Here is a 20,748-nt window from a genome sequence, read left to right on the forward strand (position 1 = left end):
AAGAGGAAAAACGGTTACCTCTTCCTTTTTTATGTGTTTGTGCTCTACTACCTCAGTCCTCTGAATCAGCGGTTGTATTTTGTGATCCTGCCAGGCCACCAGTCTTCAGTTTTCCTGAGAAATATATTGACTTGATAAGGGCATCTGCTTCAGCAGCAAATGTCGGATTCTGACTCAGAGCAGCAATCTGCAACGCAGGGATAGCCGGATCTCCGATGCGGATGATGACCTCTTTTACTTTCTGTGTGTCTGAGTCTCCACGTTCAAGAGCATCCAGCAGATAGGGCACCGCAGAAGCACCCATACCCACAAGTGTTGTTGCGCAGATGGAACGGGTGTCTTTATTCTCTGAATTCAGGGCGGCAACAAGTGACGGAATTGCTGGATCACCTATCTCCTGAAGGATGAAGGCCCCGTAGATACGGGTCTTGTTGTCACTGACCGCAAAGGAGTCGATGATTGGCTGCACCGCAGGTTCACCTGTCTGGATTAGAGCGGTGATGGCTGCAAGCTCCGTGTCTGAATCATCAGACGAAAGTGCCTGTATCTGCTGGTCAATCACGCTGTTGGTGCCTGCCCCTCCTCCTGTGCTATCCGTACATCCGCAGATGCAGGCAGCGAGGAGCAGAAGAATGAGGACACCGACTTTCAATGCCAAAGATGGTCGCATATATACCCGTTATATCGTAAAAAGAGAAAAATCCCACACTCCGAGAATGAAAAATTCGGAAGCAGAGAAGAGAACAAAAATCTCTCTTCAGTGATTCCGCGAAAGATACTGATATGCCTCAAGCGCCGCTTTGGCCCCTTCTCCGGCGGCAATGATCACCTGTTTGCCATGAATTTCGGTTATGTCACCTGCCGCGAAGACACCGGGGCGTGAAGTCGAGCAGTTCACATCAATCGTAACTTCACCGTGGTCATTCGTATCCACAAACCCTTCTAAAAAGCCGTTATTCGGTTGATGACCTATCGCAAGGAAGAGGCCGTCCACCGCAAGCCGGGTCTCTTTTTTCGTCTCCGGGTCGGTGATAGTGATGCCCTGCATCAGCGTCTCTCCATGGATGGCAGTCACCAATGCCGGTTTGTGGGTGATGATGTTTTTAACAGATGCATACTCTTTCTGGTAGATTTCATCTGCCCGCAGATTTGAGCGTACAATAAGATGCACCTCTTTTGCAATACCGCTCATCTCGATTGCAGTGGTGAGGGCATAGTTGCCGCCGCCAACTACGGCAACAGTCTTTCCGGCAAATAGCGGGCCATCACAGGTAGAGCAGATACTCTCCCCCCGGCCGATGAACCGTTTCTCCTCCGGAAGACCCAGCCACCGCGGACGCAGACCGGACGTGATGATGACAGACCGGGCAGTGAATTTCCGCTCAGAAGCAGTATCTGCCACAAATTTGCCTTCCTCACCTTCGTGAAGGGCAATGACAGAGTCGAGTTCAAGAGTAATACCCGCTTCCTCACGCACCTTCTCCTCAAACTTCTGCATTAGTTCCCCACCGGTCACCAGACGGAACCCCATGTAGTTCTCGATGGCCCATGATTCAAGGGCCTGCCCCCCGATATTCTCTGATATCACCAACACAGAGAGCATCTTTCTTGAGGCATACATCGCTGCTGTGAGACCTGCAGGCCCGCCACCGATGATGAGTATGTCATAGACAGCCGGCGCCTCTGCTGTCTCAAATAGTTCACGGAACCGTGCCACATCAAACCCGATGATGACCTCCCCATCAACCACGGTGACCGGAACCCCATACTGGCCGGAGAGTTTCACCATCTCTTCTGCAGCAATTTTGTCACGGCCGACATCAACCTCAGTGAACGGCACCCCCAGCCGTGAGAGATAACCCTTGGTCAGACGACAGTACTGACAGCCTTCCGTAGAATATATTGTGACATTCGGCATGATCTCATCTACACCACAGAAACAGATAAGACTTACCAGCAAGTCCAAAAAAGATGATTATTCTATCAATTCAAATTTCGAGCCTGGAATTCCACAGATAGGGCAGCGCTCCGGCACTTCACCGAGAATGACATTGCCACAGAACGGGCAGAGGTGAACAGGAGTTTCCGCGAGATCGCCACCAGCCTTCACTGCAGCAAGTGCTTTCGTATAGAGACCTGCATGCACCTTTTCTGCCTTCATTGCATGGGTAAAGACAGTCCGTGCCTCGGTAGCATTTTCAGCCGTTGCCTCTTCAACAAAGGCAGGGTACATCGTGGTGAACTCGTGTGTCTCCCCTTCCACGGAACCGGCAAGGTTCTCCTCGGTTGATCCTACTGCCTTAAGGGCACCAAGAAGACGCCTCGCATGAATTTCTTCTGCTTTTGATGCTGCAGCAAAGAGTTTTGCAACAACCGGATATCCCTCATCCTTCGCTTTCACTGAATAATTTGCATATTTGCGGTTCGCCTGTGATTCCCCTGCGAACGCTTCCCATGCATTCTCTTCTGTTGTCATAATATTTTCTAACCTCTTATTGGATAGGGAATAGAACAGACATACTTATTATTAAATACTTCGCCTGTCACAGAGAAATTGTTTCATACCGTTACCATTTTATTCCCTGTTTCCTATTTTATCTTTAATAAATCGTCAAAAAAATGGAAATGACATAAAATGGTATTAAAACGGATGCGGGATACAGACATGATTGACCGCCCACGCGAACGGATCGCCGCAATCGGGCCAACGGTTCTGGAGAACCGGGAACTTGTTGCAGCAATCATCGGCAAGGGAATCCCCGGCCGTGATGTTAACGTAATATCAAAGGATATTATTAGCCTTCTGGATGAGAAAGGGACTGAAATAACCTACGATGACCTGACCGGAATAAAAGGAATCGGGGGAAGTCGGGCATCACAGATGGTCGCAGCCTTTGAACTGGCCCGCCGCTACATCAAAAAACCGGGCACTACGATCTCACGGCCCGAAGATATCCTGATGATGACTGCTGATCTTCTCCACAAACAACAGGAATATTTCATCGTATTCACACTCAACGGAGCTGGTGAAGTTATACGGCGTCATACAATAACGAAGGGCACTCTCACTCATTCTCCGGTACACCCCCGCGAAGTCTTTGCCCCTGCCCTCACCGATCATGCTGCTTCCGTGATATTTGTCCATAACCACCCCTCTGGTAATACAGAACCCTCAGATGCTGACATCACCATCACCCGCACACTTGCCGAGGCAGGAGAAATTCTCGGTATCCGGGTGCTTGACCATGTCATCGTTGCAAAGACAGGGCACACCAGTCTGAAGGAACGGGGAATCTTCTGAACGGAGAAATCAAACTCAAAAAAACATGGATTTCCTGAGCAAAACAGGCATCTCCACTAACGGGAATCATATCTCAATCTCTCATCTAAACGTATGAAAACGAACGGTTCCATCTCAGAATACAATTAAAAACATATGCACAAAGAGCAGTGCTCACAACCGTACTGACTTTCTATTCTGCCATATCACGAACGATAAGTTCGCCCATATGATACCCTTTATCATAGGCGGCCTTCATCACATCAGGTCGTGTTGTGATGTCTATCACCCCATCCATATTATTTTGCAGCACCTCATCCCAGTAAGGACAGTCGATAATGTCACAAAAGGCCTTCATGGAAAGAATAACGCCATCAAAATCATTCTCGATATTCATTCCTCCTATGCTTAAGAGGAGTGTCCTGCGGTGTGCCTTCTTTTCAGGGATAACAAGCGGTTCTTTCCGGAAATATTTCGCCATGAAAAATACCTGAAAACGGTCCATGAATGATTTCAGGGCACCCGGAATGCCCATCGTCATTACCGGTGTGGCAACGATGAGTCCGTCAATGTCCCGAAATTTTTCAAAATAAGGGGTCACATCATCTTTAATTGCACAGGTGGCATGCTCCTGACAGTAAAATATCTCTTTACAAGGGCTGAACTTCAACTTTGGCACAGAGACAATCTCAACCTCACAACCCGCATCACAGACTCCCCGCACCGCTTCATTCATCAGTTTTGCCGTATTCCCTTTCGGGCGGGGGCTTCCCAAAAGGGCAATGATCTGTGGTGCCATTATGGAGAGTACGGTGCTCATACAGATAATTATTTCTAAAGAAAAACTCAGGAACTATTTAAAAACTATTTCCATCTGGAAAAGATTTATAATGCTTTAGTCTGATGTAGGCACAGAGGTATTTGTCCATGAGTGAAAGCCCGAAGCGAGTAAAAGCCGGCGATAAAGTCGGACCAGGAACATACAAGTGTATTGACTGCGGTCTCGAATTTGCCATCGATGAATCTGATAAGGATCTCAGAAAATGCCCTACATGTGCCTGTGAGTATTATGACTGTTTCCCGATGACACACATCCGGGAAGACATTAAGACCCCGGAAGATGCCAGACATCCTCCAAAACGCTGAAAAAGAAAGAAAAGAAAGGGGGGGCATCTGTTCCCCCCCAAACCATGGAGTGATAAAAGATGGTAAATGTAGAAAGTGAAGGTCAAAAATTTGAATGTGAAATCTGCGGAAATGTTGTTGAAGTAAAAGAAGTGGGCGGAGGAGAACTCGTCTGCTGCGGCGAACCAATGGCCCTGAGGGAGTGAGAATACTATGGATGCACAGCTTAAAGAACTGGAAGAAGATATTGGCAAGGTTCCTCTTATTGTGAAGAAGTGGGCAGATGAAGACCCTGCACTGAAAGACTGGGTCGTATCTATGGACAAACTCATCTGGAAAGATGGAAAACTCTCCAAACAAACAAAAAAAATAATTGCCATATGTGTGGCAGCCGCCCTCCGGGACCAGCACGCGGTTCGTGCCCAGGCAGCAGGGGCTTCAAACCTCGGTGTCAACTTTGAAGAGGTGGAAGAGGCACTCAGGGTAACATTCCTTCTGGCAGGTATGCCCGCCTATACCTATGGGCGCACCGCAATCGAAGACCTGATGAAAAGATAGATCATCAGGCACTCCCCTTTCGGCAGCATCCTTATTCGATGATCTGTACAGAAGAGCGGAGCTTTTAGACGCGGTTCTGCGGACATTTATGCCTTCTGCCGGTGAGAATCAGACGATTGTAATGGCCCTGACCGACAAGCGGCAGCGGCCTGATGTTGAAGAGGAATAGATATGAATGACGAAGAGTTATTTGACGAATGTCTTTGCTGCCATGAAGGGCCTGTGCTGGGTGAACCTGCACCGGAATTCTCCGCTGTGACAACACACGGGCCAATGGAACTAAAAGATTATCTGGGGAAATGGGTGGTGCTCTTCAGCCACCCTGCAGACTTCACCCCGGTATGCACCACCGAGTTTATTGCACTTGCGGGGGTCTATGAGGAGCTAAAAGCATTGAATGCCTATCTCATCGGCCTCTCGATTGACTCAGTTCATGCCCACCTCGGGTGGGTCAGGAACATAAAAGAAAAAATGGGAGTTGATATTCCCTTCCCGGTCATTGCCGACCTTGACATGAATGTGGCCCAGCTCTATGGCATGATCCAGGCAGGGGCGAGCAGCACGGCGACGGTGCGGTGTGTCTTCTTTATTGACCCGGAGGGTATTATGCGGGCGATGATCTACTACCCACTCACGAATGGCCGGTATATCCCGGAGATTATCCGGCTGGTAAAGGCACTTCAGACAACAGACGAGAAAGGTGTCGCCACCCCTGCCAACTGGCAGCCGGGTGACAAAGTGGTTGTGCCGGCACCTGCCACCCAAAAAGGAGCAGAGGCCCGTATGAAAGAGGGCTACGAATGCAAAGACTGGTATCTCTGCTTTAAAGATATCTGAGATCACCCCCTCCTTTTTGTTAGGGAATCACTTTGTGTCTCTCGCATCTAAACGAAACGTGCAGGGTTGGATGGTTTTATCACTTCTTACCATAAAAACTGATCTGACATTTGTCGCAGGGTTTATCATCCAGAACGATCCATCTTCCATCAGGATATATCCTTATGCAGATGCAGCGTACCGAGACCCCGTCGCTGAGAAGCGCCTGGACGAAGACGAAAGAGTATCAGCTCCTTGCCATTCTTGAAGAGGAATACGGTTTTAAACATGCGACCAGCCGTTCCCTTGTCCATTTAATGAATGAATTCTCCGAAAAGCCCTACGGCTGGCACCGCGGCGATATGCAGATTATCTACCATGCGGTTGATATGCGGGAACGGCCGGGTCGGGCAATCGGAGACATACCTCTGCGCCCCGTATTCCTCACCATTTCAGAATCTGATGACGCAGTGGCATTTGAGACAGGAGGTCTGCAGGGGATGCGAAGACACAAACTGATACGCCTCGCCCGCGAATCTTATGACCAGGGCGGCCTCCTGACACAGCATGACCTTGCACTTCTGCTCACCACCTCTTCACGCACAATCCAGCGGGACATTAAGGAACTGAGAACTGCAGGGATTCGGTTGCCGACACGGGGTGCAATCTATGAATACGGGCATATTCCATCCATACGTTCAGTCTGTGTGGACCGTTTCCTCTGCGGCGAAGATATTGATAATACAGCCAATGAATGCGGCGTTTCACCTGATATGGTGCGGAAATACCATCGACAGTTCACCGACACCGTGGTTTTGTATGCACGGAGCTACCGTGTAAATGAAATAATTGATGTAACAGGTGTCCCCGAAAAAGTGCTCGGGGAGTTCCTTATTCTCTATGAATGCCATAAAAACCGAAAGACCACCCGCCTCAATGAATTGTTTACCCGATATACACCGGGCATCATCCAGCGCCCGGCCCCTTTTGCCCCCAGGTAGCATCCACACAGTCAGACATATGACCTTATAGAAGATGCAGTCAACCATGGATTAAAGCCTACCTCGCAGGAAAGCCCCCAAATATCCACAAACGTAATTATCAGGCAATTTTCGACAAAAACTTGATTTTAAACGATAATTGGATTTATCATACTTTTCTAATAGATGCATTTATGCGAAACCTTTAATACTGATTGGCATAGAGATAGGGGTGTCAAATGTCGCATTGGACCACCACCAAATCAGACTGCGACTACTTTGACAGAACGGTGAAAGGGAATGAAACATGTTGAGACGGGGGGCGGGAAAAGTGTGGTTTTCCCCCCACACACCAGGGGAATCGTCACCAATGACCCGGGGAAGATTGTTCAGGCATTCGGGAATGCCAGCTTCCGTATCAAATCCGGCGAGATGGGAACCTGTTATGGGGGGAAAATCTCCACCAAAAGTTCACGAAACCAGCCCCACCATGCGTGACATGTGGAGACCCTTTCATCGAACGAGACAGTGCAAAAAATGCAGGAGATACTACACCTGTGAGCCAGAAAAATTATTGTATAGGAGGAGACTGCAATCTCCCTAACCCAATCATATTTTCGGCCACACCACCGCAGTAACCATCAGATGCACAGTTATTCAGAAAACCGGTGCTAAAAAAATCAGCACCGGGGAAATCATACACCAGTCAAGGAGGACAACAATGACAACATATACTGTAACACCCGGCCAGGACCTGATCAAACCCCAAATCGCAGAAGAGAAGCTTCCGGGTTCAGCTCGGGCCGTATTGGTTATACTCGATGATCACGAACCCCGTACATTCTCGGAGATATCCTGTCAGGTTGAATGGGCACCACGAACGGTCAGAAACGCACTGCGCAGGCTCATTGAGGAAGGCTTTGTGGTCAGGAAGTTCAACTTCACAGACGCACGCCAGGTCTTTTACATGCGGCCATAGGCACAATGTTACCAGTCATCTCACTGCCGAAGTGAGCGGGATGCTGTAACCCCCGCATTACCATGCAGATGAAATGAAAAAAATGCACCGTATTTCCATTCAGTTACCCCCATACAAAAAGAAGGACAGGGTATCGCAGTCAAAAAAATAGCAGTGCTTGTTGCACCCCAAAAATGGTTTGCAGGCTTTCACCAGGCTATTGACAATACCTCTCCAGATATATTTTTTTGGTTCTTTTAATCAGACTCCATGTCCTGGACTTTCGGAGGGCAGATACCTGCCAGATGAAGAAGAGGCAGAGATATTTCCCGCTACACCCGCACGAAATCAACAAACTTTGCATGCGTAACAAGACTTCGTAAGGTCAGGGATACGATTTTTCTGCCGTCCACAGGAATCACAGAATGCAATAAACAACTCATTTTTGTGGAATAACATATTGCTCTCAAATTTCGGCCATTCTCACTGAAGCATTTTCAGGCGATAATGTGTGACCAATATGAAAACAGGAGAGTGATCTGTCCTCTAGGCAAATACAATCCCAGTGACAGGAATTCAATCCGGACACCCCAAAATAAAAATCAATTCCTGACACAACGTTGGAAACCCTAAAGTAAGATTCACACGAACAGTGCCGTAATGGGTGTGAAAGTCCTCGCTTTTGCGACAAGCTCACGGCGGCACGGCAACTCTGAGACGCTCCTGGATGCCCTTCTCGGAGCTATGGCAGCAGAAGAGAGCGTCACGGTGGAGAAATATGCACTCGATGAAATCGAGATCCGCCCTTGTCTGGGATGCAATGCCTGTGAGAAACTAAACCACTGTATCATGGAGGATGACGACCTTCACTGGGTGCTGGATAAAATAGTCGACGCAGACATTGTGGTGATGGCATCCCCTGTCTACTGCATGGGGATGTGTGCTCAGGCAAAAGCCCTTGTCGACCGGATGCAGGTGCTTCGCTCCCGGAAATATGTACTTCACCTCCCAATAGCCCCTGCAGAGCGGCAGGACAAACGGCTAGGGGCATTTCTCTCCACTGCAGGTCAGAACTGGGACTATGTCTTTGATGCCCTCATCCCATCAGTGAAATGCTTCTTCCATCTGGCGGACATAAAAAACCGCGATATATCGTATCTGATGGTAAACAATGTGGATAAAGCAGGAGAGCTTGCCGCCCACCCAACGGCGACCGCAGATGCAGCAGCTCTCGGAAGACAGATGATAACAGATATCAAAACGAGGCTTGCAGAAGGAGACGAAAAAGGAGAATACGGGCCTAAGAATCAGGAGATAAAATGAAGGCCGTTGAGAATTATGGACAGCAGAAGGAGAAAACTGCATGAATCCAAAAACCGGAAAACCATTACGGGTACTGGGCATCTCCGGAAGCCCGCATCGGCAGGGGAACACTGAACAGTTGCTGGACCGCTTTTTGGAGGGGGCAGCGGACGCGGGAGGAGATACTGAAAAAATAATTCTTTCCACTCTTGAATTCCGCTCCTGTCGGGGGTGTAATGCCTGCCATAAAACCGGGGTCTGTGTCATCAATGATGACTTCATACCAATTCTCACAAAAAAAGTCCCTGATGCGGATATCGTTGCCCTCGCGTCCCCAATCTACTCGATGTCCATTACTTCTGAGATGAAGGCGTTCATTGACCGGGCACACACCATCTGGGCACAGAAGTTCAAACTCGATATGGTACACTACGAAAAAGAGCACTTCATCGCCCACCCTGGCTACTTCCTCACTACGGCAGGGATGGAACGACCTGATATCTTTGATTACGCCTACCCAATCATTACAGCATTTTTTAACGGATTTGGATGTGGTTATACACCAGATCACAATATTACCGCACCAGGCATGGACCGTTGGGGTGGTATTAAAGGGCACCCCACCGCTCTCACATTTGCTTATACGGCAGGAAAGGAAGCAGTAAGGCAACTCGATAAGATGCAGGCAGAAGAACGAGTGGAATAAACTGAAAAACCAAAAAATCTTGTTTACATTCTAAAGTACATATCTCACCCTTTTTTAGCTGGATTCACACAATTCTGTGAAAACGTATCAGGAAAATCAAAAGACATATTCCATCCACCATCAATACCAAAAACCATCCTATTTACCCATTCCTATTAGGAAGGGGGGATTCTATTTTTTTCAGATTATCTCCAATACTGAAAATTGGGTCCTAATTATCCAGAAAACGAATACCCGTGATCACACAAAAAGAGTGATCATCCGGCCAAATCCCCCTTGAAAAATACCAAAAATACCCATTTCACAATCCCCGATAATCACAGGATCATACTCTGTCCCAACCGGAAAATTCCCAGTTACCACCCGGTTATCCACCGAAACCGCTGCAACCGGCACAAACACGGAAAAAATACCGCCTTCATCAACCTTTACACGCACATATCCAAGTTCGTGGTCAGCACTCGCGGCATATCCTTCGGTCTTCTCTTCGGTAAGGTTGTACAGCACTCCACCGCCCGTTGCCGCGACAACATACTCAATGTCGTTTACTGAATAGTGCTGATAGGAGTGTACGTGCCCATTGAAGACCATATCCACTCCATATTCCTCAAAAATCGGGTTCCAGATTTCACGAAGATCTTCCCATCCGCCAGGATGCCGGGTTCCGGAACTGTAAGGGGGATGGTGGAACACAACAAACGTCCGGGCCGCCGTGTTTCCCTCCCGGGATTCCTGGTTTGCTGCCAGATCTGCCCTGAGCCATGCCGTCTCCTCATCAAAGTGCGGGGCCGCCCAGTCATTGGAGTCCAGCACCACGAAGTGGGCGTCTCCACAGTCAAAGGAGTACCACTCCGGCATACCAAAGGTGTCATACCAGACCGTTGCATTATTTTCATGATTACCCAGCACCGGTATGATGGTGGCATTGGCAAAAAGTGCACGACCTGCTGTAAAGAAGCGATCCCACTCATCTTCATCATCCACCACGCAGACCATATCACCGACGTGCAAAACAAAGAGGGCCTCCGGTTCATTTGCGGCAATTCGTTCTGCAACAAGAGCATGACGATCAGCCTGGGTGAAGTACGGAATCTGCTCCTGCGTATCTCCATAGACAATGAAGGTGAAAGAGCCTTTTTCCGGGAAGGTACGGAAGGTGTGGTCACCGGACGTTTCCCTGCCGATGGTGACTGTATAGTGATAGCAAGTATCCGGCTCAAGACCGGTGAGGTGGACATGATGGAGAGAAACAGGTGCATCATCTATTACCTGCTGCTTATACCGGCCCGTTTCCTGGTAATATGCATCGCTTGCACATGCCACAATTCCTCCTACAGGAATAGGGGCCAGCCAGTTCACCGTTGTTTCATTCGTCGTAGTACTGGTCAGATATGGGCCATGGCAAAAAACAGAGACATTTCCTGCACTTTCATCATCCATCATTCCTGTTACCGCACTATCCGCTGCCACAAAACCGGTACAGCAGAGTACCAGAAAGAGAATGCATATCATACATGTCACCTGTTTCATCCTACATCACCCATCATTTCTGAGAAATACCAATATTCTAAACTATTTTTTTATCAGATGCATTCAGGATTAGACTGGCGGACATTCTGCACTCCAAATGGAAACGATGCCAGCAGTCAATACATTTAGAATCCAATAACGTTACATATATTTTGCTTTTATTCTGATAAAACACACACATACTTTAAATATGAACATTTGGCACTGCAGCACGAAAACCGGGAAAACAGATACCTTCCAGCTACAGTGACCCTTCAAAAAGGGTTACCTGCACAACTCTTAACCCTATCTAAAATGAACATTTCTTCTCCCAATGGACACAAATCTCCCCCATTCCTATTCACGCCAACGTCTCCGGGCCATTCTCATCGCATCAAGTGCTGCCACATTTATTTTACCCTTTATCGGGTCTGCTATCAACATTGCCCTACCGCTCATTGCAGCGGAGTTTATGACAGGTGCTGACCTTGTTGGCTGGATCCCGACTGCATACCTCCTTGCTTCAGCCATATTTTTGATCCCGTTCGGGAAGGTTGCAGATACCATCGGGCAGAGACAGATCTTTTTGGCAGGGATTCTGGTGATGGCAATCTCCCTTGCAGGTGCTGCCATCTCCCCCGATTTCTGGGTGCTATTTGTGATGATGTTTATCGCAGGCATCGGGAGTGCAATGATCTATGCGACCGGTATTGCCCTTCTTACTATGAACTATCCCCTGAACGAACGAGGAAAGGTCATCGGCATTAATACGGCTGTCATCTACATCGCCCTTGCCGCAGGGCCATTCATTGGAGGCATTGTAACGGGCATCTTCGGCTGGCGGGCTGTCTTCGCACTGGCAGCAGCAATCGCCATCCTCTCCTTTATTCCAAGTGTAAAGGATATCCCTACGACCGATGGGAACGGACGACTGGCTGGAAATTACGACTATCCAGGGTCTTTCATCTATGCAGCTACCCTCATCTTCCTTATCACCGGACTTTCACTGATCCCAAAATGGTATGGCGGGTTTCTCACAGCAGCAGGCACAGCAGGGCTTATCACCTTCCTCTGGTGGGAAGGACACGTGCAAAATCCCATCTTTGCGGTGAGGGCCTTTGCCGGAAACCGGGTATTCACCTATTCAAATATCGCAGCACTCATCAACTACGCCGCCACATTTGCCATCGGATTCCTCCTCTCCTTCTATCTCCAGGGTGTCAGGGGTTTTTCGCCGGACTTCGCAGGGATTATTCTCATCACCCAGCCCGCCGTGATGACGGGAGCTGTCATCTTCTCAGGCAATCTCTCTGACCGGGTTGAACCATGGATTCCTGCTACCATAGGGATGGCCATCGTTGCAGGGAGCCTTGCAGGATTCGCACTCCTCGGGACAGAGACACCACTATTCGTCGTGATGGCAATTCTTGCCATCGTTGGATTCGGATTTGGCATCTTCTCATCGCCAAATATGAACTCCATCATCAGTGCTCTTCCCAACCACGCTGCAGGCGTTGCCTCCGCAACCGCCGCCACCATGAGGGTCATCGGCCAGATGCTCTCAATGGCAATTGCAATGATGGTCTTCTCCATTGTCATCGGAAATGTGGAAATCGGTCCCACAGTCGTAAACGAACTCCTGCAGGCAATTAAGATCTGTTTTTCTGCCTTTGCCATCCTCTGCGGGGCGGGGATCTGGTTCTCCGCGGCACGGGGCAATCTCAGGGGCAGGTAATTTCATACAGAAGACATACCATTCTCACACCCCCACCAATCCCCCCAACATTCATTCTCCTGCCGCCCCTACAGAAATATATACCGGAGTTTTGCATGGATACTGCCACACCCACTCTGCCGAAACAAACCCTCACCGCGATTCTTCTTGCCGTCTGCCTCGCCTCTTTTGCAACCCCCTTCATCTCCTCCGGAGTACAGATTGCCCTGCCTCTCATTGCAGCAGCATTCGGAGTCCCCGCCACTCTTCTTGGCTGGGTACCGACCGCGTTTCTCCTCCCCTATGCGATGTTCCTCTTACCTTTCGGAAAGACGGCAGATATGCTCGGGAGACGAAGGTATTTCCTCACCGGTATCGCCATCATGGGCACCGGGCTCATCATTGCCGGGTTGGCACCATCATTTGGATTCCTCCTGGCAGGAATGGCCGTCGCCGGATTCGGGAGTGCGATGACCTTTGCAACCGCCCTTCCTCTTCTCACCACCAATTATCCATTGCGGGAACGGGGAAAGATCATAGGCATTAACACCGCAATCGTCTATGTGAGCCTCGCCGCAGGGCCATTTTTGGGGGGCATCATCACCGGCTTTCTTGGCTGGCGGGCCCTCTTTCTTGTGACCGCACCAGCCATCCTCGCCGCTCTTGCCGTTGGATATTGGGTGATCCCAAAAGACAAGACTACTGCACCAAAAAGAGCGTTTGATTACCCTGGTACCGTCATCTACAGTATCTCCCTTATCTTCCTCATCTGGGGTGCCTCCCATCTGCCTGCACTCTGGGCAGCAGGCATTGCTTTCACCGGTGCCTGTGGTCTTATGGGCTTCTTTTTCTGGGAGAAACAGGCAGAAGAACCAATATTCCCCGTTCGCCTCCTCCGCGGCAACCGGGCGTTCACGTATTCAAATATTGCAGCGCTGATCAACTACTCATCCACCTATGCTGTCACCTTCCTGCTCTCCCTTTATCTCCAGTATATCCGGGCCCTCACCCCGCAGGCAGCAGGCACCATCCTCCTTGCACAACCCGTCCTCATGGCAGTGACAGCCCCCCTCGCAGGCAGAATCTCTGACCGGACAGAACCCCGGATACTCGCCACGGTAGGTATGACCATCGTCACTGTCTGCCTCTTTTTACTCTCATTCATCGGGGGAGATACTCCGTTTTACCTCATCTTCGCCGTTCTGATGGTCCTCGGACTCGGATACGGCATATTTTCACCTCCGAATATGAATTCCATCATGAGTTCGGTTGGCAATGCTCAGGCAGGCATCGCCTCTGCAACCGCCGCCACCATGCGGGTGTTAGGACAGAACCTCTCGATGGCGATTGCAATGATGACGTTCTCCATTGTGATAGGAACCGTCGTCATCACTCCAAACGTAACGGGAGAACTATTAACAGCAACACATTACGCCTTTGTAGCCTTCGGCTTCCTCTGTGCGGCAGGCGTCTGGTTCTCTGCGGTGCGCGGCAATATCCGGGAAAATCCTGCAGAACAGACAAAATAACCCAATCTAAATAGCGGCAGACATCTGGAACACAGAAGGGACGAGTGTCCGTCCCTCCGGTGGTGCACCATACAAGATCAGGAGGTTGATTCAGGAGAAGGGTGGGTTAAGTGAGAACAGATCAGCAACAGTCTTCCTTACCCACCTTAAAATACCAAAAAAATAGAAAACAGTCTCTGCAGAGCCAAATCCCAGGCCCTGCATTGTAATTTTATGTGCGGTACCCTTAGAACGCTTTTGCAGACTTTCGTGCAGCAAACCAGTCCTGAATCTGGCTGACAACAGCCAGCACCGCAGGCATCACCATGATGGCTCCCACAAGAGAGAATGCCACCGTGATCACAGTCACCAGACCGAAGTTGGACATGATAGGGAACTCCGAGAGCGTCAGAGCGGAGAAACCGAACACCGTTGTCAGGCCGGAGATGGTAATCGCCGTTCCAATCTTCTGGATACTCATCTGGATTGCATCATGGCAGGAGAGACCCCGTTCACGCTCCTCATCATACCGCTCCATAATGAGGATGGTATACTCAGACGCAACACCAATGGTCATCGCACCAAGGGTGGCGGTGAGGATATTATACTCCAGACCAAGGACATACATGATGACCGCGTTCCATCCGACGATCATGATGATCGGGATAATCGGTGTGATTGCTGTTGCCTTCCGGTAAATGAGGAGGAGGAAAGCAAAAATCAGGCCAAATCCCATCAGGTTCATGTCACTTTTCGACTCTGTGATCCCATCGATCATGTCACCGAAGAGGACAAGGGTACCCGTAAATACTCCCGTTGTACCGGCGTCTGTCTCGTACCAGGTAAGGTCCTCACGCATCTCATCGAGAAGCGCTTTCATATTATTGAGGTCAAGATCCTCAGTGCTAAACTCGATGACTCCCTCCATCTGTCCATCTGTATACCGCGAGATGGTAGTTTCAGGGATGAGTTTCAGGAGTGCTGCTATCTGTTCGCGGTCCTGTGGAAGTTCCCCCCCGTTCATCGATGTAAGGATGCTTGCAATGCTGGTCGCTCCGGTGATTTCACTATGCTTCAGTTCCTCATATTCCGTGAGTGCATACATCCACTGCAGGGTATCGGGTTCAAATATGTCATCACTCCGGACCACGAGCGGTATCGTGGACGTCGACCCCATCGCACTGCCCAGTTTGTTCATACTCACCATAGCAGGCATCGTCGGCGGCACCATTGCCTCCTCTTCGGTGTTGATGACAATTTTGTCATCCAGTGTGATGCCTATAACCGCGATACAACCAACGAGGAGGAGCACACCAACCGGATGATTGGCAATCCACCCTGCTGTCTTTCCCAGAACGATATCATATCGATCCATCACAGACACCTGATGACCAGTGCCGCTTTTATGGGGTTTTGGCTCCAACGGCCTGTACTTCACCAGTGTTGCGAATGTGGGAACAATGACAAGGGCACAGAGATAGCAGGAAGCAACGCCCACTACACAGATTACTCCAAAGTCAACCACCATGGGAAATGGCGCCATGGTAAGCGCAATAAACCCAAGTGAGGTGGCGACCATTGCGATTGCCACTGCACTGCCTGACTGGGTGACGGTAGTAAAGACCGCATCTTCAATGGAGCCCTTTCGCACCTCCTCATCAAGCCGTGTCTGAAACTGGATGGCATAATCGATACCGATTCCGATCATCACCGGGAAGGCAGCCATCACCATCATTGTGAGTCCTGTTCCGGTGGCACCCATCACACCGAAGGAGACGATGACTCCCATCATCACAATCAGTACTGGCAGGAAACGGTAGCGGACATGGCCAAAGAGGAATGCCATTGCAACGATCATCAAAAGCATGGCGAGCCCAATCAGCATACCGGTGGATGACCCCATTGAGGTCTTCATTTCATCAGCGAATGCCGCAGTTCCTGTTACTGTAACAGATATGCCGGGTGGGGGAGTATGGGCAGCTACCACCGAGCGAACGTTATTCAGAGCGGCAGTTGACGCAGAATCCGAGAGCCCGGGTTGCACAACAACCTGCATCAGGGTCATCGCACCGGTCGTTGACGCTCCCGGAATGACGTCTTTGTGCTGATCAACAATGCTCTTAATCTCTGTTTCAGATCCGGGAATTACCCCCCCATTGTAGATATCAACAAGGTCAATGATGCTTGCGACAGAGACAACCTGGTATTCATTTCCAATATCCTCAGAGAGGCCCTGGATATAATCCAGTGTCTGGGGCATATAGACTCCATCACCCTCGAACATGAGAATAATGGAGTCAGAACTGTACGTATCCTCATAATGTTTAATGAGGGAACCTGATGGTGAAGTGATGTCCACATACGTCTCGGTACCGGTCTTCATCGTAACACCGGACGCAAAGAACATCATTACCAGGATCACACCCACGACTACCGCTGCTACGGTCTTCGGGTGATGATTGATGGAATTGGCCAGAAGGGCGAATGGTGACTGCATGCTATCACATTATTATTTGATATCGGTTTTTGGTTCCAGAAGATCCACGGATGCAGAACAACAGGTCAGGAGCTGCTGTGCCATGAGAGAAAAATGGCATGCCCGGGATCCACAAATATAGGCTGTTGTTACTTAAAAAACAACAACGTCTGAGATATTAAAAGGTACACACCGTGCCAGTATCCCGAGGGTGAAGTCCGAACACTGGTGCCCACCTCGAAAAACAGGAAAATACGTATCACACATAGAATAATTAAAAATCGGGATGGGAATTTCAATAGGTGCAGAGTGGGAGATATATATCCCTGCCATATCCTGAAGCGCGGAGAAAAACAGAGAAACGATTACCATTGGCATCTCAATAGATGAAAAACGGTTTTTTTGGAACCGCCGCAGCTGCCACCCGCCTTTCACTCATCTATATCATCATAAATTAGGAACCCCAATGACAACAGATCCAATTCATCAGGCAGAACAAATACTCATATCGTCAGTAATAGAGCCACCAGAATAGTCATAACAGGGGAAAAGCAGAGTTGATAACGATGGATAATCCGGGATTCTTTCTCTTCATACTCTTACTGGGATCAGCATGTATTACCGGAGGTATTGCCTGGACACTCCGGTCCCGCCATGAGGCCCGCGGCGCAATCTGGCTCTCATATACCGCTGCAGCACTGACCGGATGGCTCTGCTGCGATGCCGCTATAATCGTTTTCCCCGATATCTCCCTCAAGTTCGTCTTCTCAGGTTTCAAGTACATCTTCATCATCCTCACCCCTCTCATGTTCTTCTTTTTCACCCTCGCATATACCGGGAAGGATGAACATATGCCGGGATGGCAGCGGGCAGCAATCTCCCTTTTTCCTGCGGCAAGCATCGTTTTCGCACTCACAAACCCGTGGACTGGCCTATTTTATCTACAGAGTGCTGACCCATCCCTCTGGATATTCAACAACTACATCGGCCAGTACGGCATCTGGTTCTGGATAAACCTGATATACTCATATGCCCTCGTTACCGCCTCCCTGCTCCTTCTGACCGGCATTCTGACGTCCTCACCTCCGCACTTCCGATGGCAGATAGATCTCCTTATTATGAGTGCACTCCTTCCCTTCACAGCAAATATTTTCACCGTTTTCACAGATGTGGAGGGGAACGCTGTCGATCTCACCCCGCTCTTCTTTGCCCTGAGTGCCATCCTCGTCTTCATCACCATATTCTGGCTGGGCCTCTTCAGTATCATGCCATTTGCACGGACTCGTATCATCACCGAAATCCATGAAGGGGTGATTGTCGCTGACGGAAATGGCGTTATCATCGACATCAACAGTGCCGCCTGCACGTCAGCAGGTGTGACAGAGAATGAAGCAATTTCCTCCTCTGCGGATGGACTCCTTGGCAGGGTATTCAAAACCAGTCTCACTGCACTCAGAGAGGCCCGTTCACTCACCATATCACATGCAGATACTGCCGGGGAGATATGCTGGTATGACCTGACTGTCAGCAGAATTGAAGGGTATGACACCCAATCAGGAGGGACAATTATCCTCATCCGGGACGCTACAGCACGGAAGCGTATAGAGGAGGAGATGAAGGCAAAGGACCTCAGACTGAAGATAGCAATGGAGGGTGCCGGTCTTGCTTCATGGGAATGGCGGGAAGGGCAGGGCTATGTAACCTATGAAAATCCACTTACCGACCGGGCGATACCAAATGTTACTACCGTGGAAGCACTCATAGACCAACTGAAGGTGTACCTGAAAAACGGATATGAGACCTCACTTGATGAACCGCTTGCAGATATTGTGACTGGTGGGAAGGACACCTTCTCCATTGAATTTCCCGTGGGAAACCCACAGAAAGGCCGCTGGATCCAGATCACTGGTCAGGTCATTGAACGGGATAATGCCAAAAGACCAGTGTGGATTGTGGGCATCACCCAGGACGTCTCATCCCACTATGCGGCCCGCTCAGCCATAATGGAAGCAAATACCAAAATAAAACTGCTCACCTCAATCACCCGGCACGATATCCTCAACCAGGTGACGGTGATCCGCATGGTAGCAGAACTCACCGAAATGGAACCTGATGGGGCAATGAATTCTGAGGTGAGAGAGATGATTGCAAAGATTGACCATTCTGCTGAGGTGATTGAGGATCAGATCTCATTTACCCGTGATTATGAAGACCTTGGTACCTACACACCCTCGTGGCAGAACGTGGCAGATGCAGCCGCATGGGCCAAAGGGATCATAAGCCGGACCGGGATTGCAGTCTCATGCGATACAGGCACGCTGGAAATTTATGCCGACCCAATGTTTAGAAAAGTGCTGGAGAACTTATTTGAAAACGCCCACCGCCACGGGAAATCTGTCACCGCAGTAACCGTCCGCTTCGAGCACCATCCTGATGAGAGCTGTTTGGTGGTGGAAGACGATGGCAGGGGTGTGCCTCAGGAATTCAAAGAGAAGATATTCAAACAAGGGTATGGACAGAATACAGGATTTGGTCTCTTCCTGAGTAAAGAGATCCTTGCCCTTACCTACATTACCATCACTGAGGAAGGAAAGGAAGGTGAAGGGTCACGGTTTGTGATGCACCTTCCTGAGGATGGATACCAGGGATATCGCGAGAAATAAGGAACACATGAGAGGGTTTGGTATACCCGGCACTGGTCATTTCTCCTCTCCCTCTTCAAAAAATCCGGTCAGAATGGTTGCACATTTCTCCGGTTCCTGGTAACAGATGCCATGCCCGCACCCTTTTATTTCAATTATCACCGACCCTTCCACCCGTCCTGAAATGATACGGGCATTGTCCGGGGGAGTGATAATATCCTTCGGACCCTGCAAAATAAGGAGGGGGATACGGATGCCGGGAAGGCGGCCCCAAGTCCCTTCCCACGTAACAATTGCCTCCTGCTGGGCAGTATAGATCTCCGGGGGCGGGATGCAGGTAACCGGGGGAAACCAGGAGAAGGGATCTGGATGGGCAGCCCGCCAGGCACCTGGGAAGAGATAGCGTCCGGTGTTCTCCAGCATTTCAAGGGCACTTTCTGCAGGTGCATTCATCAGGGCAATCGTTTTCGGGGAGGCAGGGGTGGCCTGTGCTCCTCCACACGTAGCAGAGATGAGGGCGAGGCGTCCCACCCGCCCGGGATGCCGGAGTGCAAGTTCCTGTGCAATCATCCCACCCATCGAATATCCCGCCACATACCACGGCCCCTGGTCAAGGCCACTCATCAGTGCAGCGGCATCGTCTGCACACCCCGGGACGGTATAGGAACCGTCCCCACCCCCTGTGCCACAAACACCACGATTGTTCATGCAGATGACCCGGAATTCCCCGGAAAGAGAACGGATCATTTCCGGAGGCCATTCCTCTGCGGTCTGCCCATACCCGGTGATAAGAAGAAGGGGGCGACCCCCTCCACTCTCTGTATATGTGACCCGTAGACGCTCAGTCTCTATGGTATGTAGTATCTTCTTATCCATCCCTGTCTCTTTCTCCTCTTTCTTACGGGATATCCAGCAGACATGTGGATAAGGATGCCGGTCTTTGGAAGATGAATACCCATATATCTGCCCGAAACACTCTTCGATACAACCATATGAACCCGGCGATAATCTCTTGAACAGACCACAGGACAACAGGATTCAGTGATATTTCTATGGCAGCCGGACATCGTATTCACACAGCACAGTTTCGCACCGCAGACCCCCTCTTTTTGGTAACCAGGAGAGGGATACATCATATGCAGGGCAGAACCTCTCGTATAGCACCCCGTTCGAT

General features: G+C 49.8%; 20 protein-coding genes. 13 read left to right on the plus strand and 7 right to left on the minus strand.

All coding sequences use genetic code 11. The features are described 5' to 3' along the window. Positions 1-52: 52 nt before the first annotated feature. From L0665_RS06815 to L0665_RS06825, 3 genes are all read right to left on the minus strand, one after another. The gene (locus L0665_RS06815; protein WP_274924945.1) at positions 53-658 is read right to left on the minus strand and encodes a HEAT repeat domain-containing protein; all 606 of its coding nucleotides are present in this window, start codon (positions 656-658) and stop codon (positions 53-55) included. A gap of 99 nt (positions 659-757) precedes the next feature. Beyond that, the gene (locus L0665_RS06820) at positions 758-1,918 is read right to left on the minus strand and encodes an FAD-dependent oxidoreductase (protein WP_274924946.1); all 1,161 of its coding nucleotides are present in this window, start codon (positions 1,916-1,918) and stop codon (positions 758-760) included. Positions 1,919-1,975: 57 nt separating this feature from the next. Further along, positions 1,976-2,476, minus strand: coding sequence for a rubrerythrin family protein (locus L0665_RS06825; protein ID WP_274924947.1), 501 nt, complete (start codon positions 2,474-2,476; stop codon positions 1,976-1,978). Positions 2,477-2,635: 159 nt separating this feature from the next. Between L0665_RS06825 and radC the strand changes: the two genes are divergently transcribed. Further along, positions 2,636-3,301 (plus strand): RadC family protein, encoded by a 666-nt coding sequence (radC, locus tag L0665_RS06830; protein ID WP_274924948.1) that lies wholly within the window; start codon positions 2,636-2,638, stop codon positions 3,299-3,301. 172 nt (positions 3,302-3,473) lie between these two features. Here radC and L0665_RS06835 read toward each other — a convergent pair whose 3' ends face one another. Next, positions 3,474-4,079 carry a flavodoxin family protein gene (locus tag L0665_RS06835; RefSeq protein ID WP_274924949.1) on the minus strand — a complete coding sequence of 202 codons (606 nt, stop codon included), beginning with the start codon at positions 4,077-4,079 and terminating at the stop codon, positions 3,474-3,476. Positions 4,080-4,207: 128 nt separating this feature from the next. Between L0665_RS06835 and L0665_RS06840 the strand changes: the two genes are divergently transcribed. The 9 genes from L0665_RS06840 to L0665_RS06880 all read left to right on the plus strand — a co-directional run bounded on the left by L0665_RS06840 (position 4,208) and on the right by L0665_RS06880 (position 9,725). Continuing rightward, positions 4,208-4,426 (plus strand): zinc ribbon-containing protein, encoded by a 219-nt coding sequence (locus tag L0665_RS06840; RefSeq protein ID WP_274924950.1) that lies wholly within the window; start codon positions 4,208-4,210, stop codon positions 4,424-4,426. Between the two features lie 59 nt (positions 4,427-4,485). Then, positions 4,486-4,611, plus strand: a complete 126-nt coding sequence (locus L0665_RS06845) for a desulfoferrodoxin FeS4 iron-binding domain-containing protein (protein WP_274924951.1) — start codon at positions 4,486-4,488, stop codon at positions 4,609-4,611. Positions 4,612-4,618: 7 nt separating this feature from the next. Further along, positions 4,619-4,963, plus strand: coding sequence for a carboxymuconolactone decarboxylase family protein (locus tag L0665_RS06850; protein WP_274924952.1), 345 nt, complete (start codon positions 4,619-4,621; stop codon positions 4,961-4,963). A gap of 171 nt (positions 4,964-5,134) precedes the next feature. Continuing rightward, positions 5,135-5,800 (plus strand): peroxiredoxin, encoded by a 666-nt coding sequence (locus tag L0665_RS06855; protein ID WP_274924953.1) that lies wholly within the window; start codon positions 5,135-5,137, stop codon positions 5,798-5,800. Positions 5,801-5,964: 164 nt separating this feature from the next. Beyond that, positions 5,965-6,780, plus strand: a complete 816-nt coding sequence (locus L0665_RS06860; protein ID WP_274924954.1) for a DUF1670 domain-containing protein — start codon at positions 5,965-5,967, stop codon at positions 6,778-6,780. Positions 6,781-7,059: 279 nt separating this feature from the next. Next, complete coding sequence (locus tag L0665_RS06865; RefSeq protein ID WP_274924955.1) at positions 7,060-7,257, plus strand: hypothetical protein; 198 nt, start codon at positions 7,060-7,062, stop codon at positions 7,255-7,257. A gap of 223 nt (positions 7,258-7,480) precedes the next feature. After that, positions 7,481-7,738, plus strand: a complete 258-nt coding sequence (locus L0665_RS06870; RefSeq protein ID WP_274924956.1) for a MarR family winged helix-turn-helix transcriptional regulator — start codon at positions 7,481-7,483, stop codon at positions 7,736-7,738. Positions 7,739-8,377: 639 nt separating this feature from the next. Continuing rightward, positions 8,378-9,040, plus strand: a complete 663-nt coding sequence (locus L0665_RS06875; protein WP_274924957.1) for a flavodoxin family protein — start codon at positions 8,378-8,380, stop codon at positions 9,038-9,040. A 40-nt stretch (positions 9,041-9,080) separates the two neighbouring features. Further along, entirely contained in the window at positions 9,081-9,725 is a 645-nt protein-coding gene (locus tag L0665_RS06880) for a flavodoxin family protein (RefSeq protein WP_274924958.1), read from the plus strand. 240 nt (positions 9,726-9,965) lie between these two features. On the opposite strand, the gene L0665_RS06885 is transcribed toward L0665_RS06880, so the two are convergent. Further along, positions 9,966-11,237, minus strand: coding sequence for a purple acid phosphatase family protein (locus L0665_RS06885; RefSeq protein WP_274924959.1), 1,272 nt, complete (start codon positions 11,235-11,237; stop codon positions 9,966-9,968). Positions 11,238-11,568: 331 nt separating this feature from the next. On the opposite strand from L0665_RS06885, the gene L0665_RS06890 reads away from it, so the two are divergent. Both L0665_RS06890 and L0665_RS06895 read left to right on the plus strand, forming a co-directional pair. Next, positions 11,569-12,969, plus strand: coding sequence for an MFS transporter (locus L0665_RS06890; protein ID WP_274924960.1), 1,401 nt, complete (start codon positions 11,569-11,571; stop codon positions 12,967-12,969). Positions 12,970-13,064: 95 nt separating this feature from the next. Beyond that, a complete protein-coding gene (locus L0665_RS06895) occupies positions 13,065-14,477 on the plus strand; it encodes an MFS transporter (protein WP_274924961.1) in 1,413 nt (470 codons plus the stop codon). Between the two features lie 226 nt (positions 14,478-14,703). Here the strand turns inward: L0665_RS06895 and L0665_RS06900 are convergent, their stop codons facing one another. Continuing rightward, complete coding sequence (locus tag L0665_RS06900) at positions 14,704-16,953, minus strand: efflux RND transporter permease subunit (RefSeq protein WP_274924962.1); 2,250 nt, start codon at positions 16,951-16,953, stop codon at positions 14,704-14,706. A gap of 545 nt (positions 16,954-17,498) precedes the next feature. On the opposite strand from L0665_RS06900, the gene L0665_RS06905 reads away from it, so the two are divergent. Continuing rightward, positions 17,499-19,595 carry a sensor histidine kinase gene (locus L0665_RS06905; RefSeq protein ID WP_274924963.1) on the plus strand — a complete coding sequence of 699 codons (2,097 nt, stop codon included), beginning with the start codon at positions 17,499-17,501 and terminating at the stop codon, positions 19,593-19,595. Positions 19,596-19,631: 36 nt separating this feature from the next. Here L0665_RS06905 and L0665_RS06910 read toward each other — a convergent pair whose 3' ends face one another. Then, positions 19,632-20,450 carry an alpha/beta fold hydrolase gene (locus L0665_RS06910; RefSeq protein WP_274924964.1) on the minus strand — a complete coding sequence of 273 codons (819 nt, stop codon included), beginning with the start codon at positions 20,448-20,450 and terminating at the stop codon, positions 19,632-19,634. Positions 20,451-20,748: the final 298 nt, after the last annotated feature.

Origin of the sequence: Methanogenium marinum (genome assembly GCF_028912405.1) — an archaeon.
Lineage (GTDB): Archaea > Halobacteriota > Methanomicrobia > Methanomicrobiales > Methanomicrobiaceae > Methanogenium > Methanogenium marinum.

Coding starts and splice junctions, on each gene's coding strand:
- L0665_RS06825 (WP_274924947.1), bottom strand. CDS start 2,476: ATGACAACAGAAGAGAATGCATGGGAAGCGTTCGCAGGGGAATCACAG.
- L0665_RS06820 (WP_274924946.1), bottom strand. CDS start 1,918: ATGCCGAATGTCACAATATATTCTACGGAAGGCTGTCAGTACTGTCGT.
- L0665_RS06835 (WP_274924949.1), bottom strand. CDS start 4,079: ATGGCACCACAGATCATTGCCCTTTTGGGAAGCCCCCGCCCGAAAGGG.
- radC (WP_274924948.1), top strand. CDS start 2,636: ATGGTATTAAAACGGATGCGGGATACAGACATGATTGACCGCCCACGC.
- L0665_RS06855 (WP_274924953.1), top strand. CDS start 5,135: ATGAATGACGAAGAGTTATTTGACGAATGTCTTTGCTGCCATGAAGGG.
- L0665_RS06880 (WP_274924958.1), top strand. CDS start 9,081: ATGAATCCAAAAACCGGAAAACCATTACGGGTACTGGGCATCTCCGGA.
- L0665_RS06840 (WP_274924950.1), top strand. CDS start 4,208: ATGAGTGAAAGCCCGAAGCGAGTAAAAGCCGGCGATAAAGTCGGACCA.
- L0665_RS06860 (WP_274924954.1), top strand. CDS start 5,965: ATGCAGATGCAGCGTACCGAGACCCCGTCGCTGAGAAGCGCCTGGACG.
- L0665_RS06910 (WP_274924964.1), bottom strand. CDS start 20,450: ATGGATAAGAAGATACTACATACCATAGAGACTGAGCGTCTACGGGTC.
- L0665_RS06870 (WP_274924956.1), top strand. CDS start 7,481: ATGACAACATATACTGTAACACCCGGCCAGGACCTGATCAAACCCCAA.
- L0665_RS06875 (WP_274924957.1), top strand. CDS start 8,378: ATGGGTGTGAAAGTCCTCGCTTTTGCGACAAGCTCACGGCGGCACGGC.
- L0665_RS06890 (WP_274924960.1), top strand. CDS start 11,569: ATGGACACAAATCTCCCCCATTCCTATTCACGCCAACGTCTCCGGGCC.
- L0665_RS06905 (WP_274924963.1), top strand. CDS start 17,499: ATGGATAATCCGGGATTCTTTCTCTTCATACTCTTACTGGGATCAGCA.
- L0665_RS06885 (WP_274924959.1), bottom strand. CDS start 11,237: ATGATATGCATTCTCTTTCTGGTACTCTGCTGTACCGGTTTTGTGGCA.
- L0665_RS06845 (WP_274924951.1), top strand. CDS start 4,486: ATGGTAAATGTAGAAAGTGAAGGTCAAAAATTTGAATGTGAAATCTGC.
- L0665_RS06895 (WP_274924961.1), top strand. CDS start 13,065: ATGGATACTGCCACACCCACTCTGCCGAAACAAACCCTCACCGCGATT.
- L0665_RS06900 (WP_274924962.1), bottom strand. CDS start 16,953: ATGCAGTCACCATTCGCCCTTCTGGCCAATTCCATCAATCATCACCCG.
- L0665_RS06865 (WP_274924955.1), top strand. CDS start 7,060: ATGAAACATGTTGAGACGGGGGGCGGGAAAAGTGTGGTTTTCCCCCCA.
- L0665_RS06850 (WP_274924952.1), top strand. CDS start 4,619: ATGGATGCACAGCTTAAAGAACTGGAAGAAGATATTGGCAAGGTTCCT.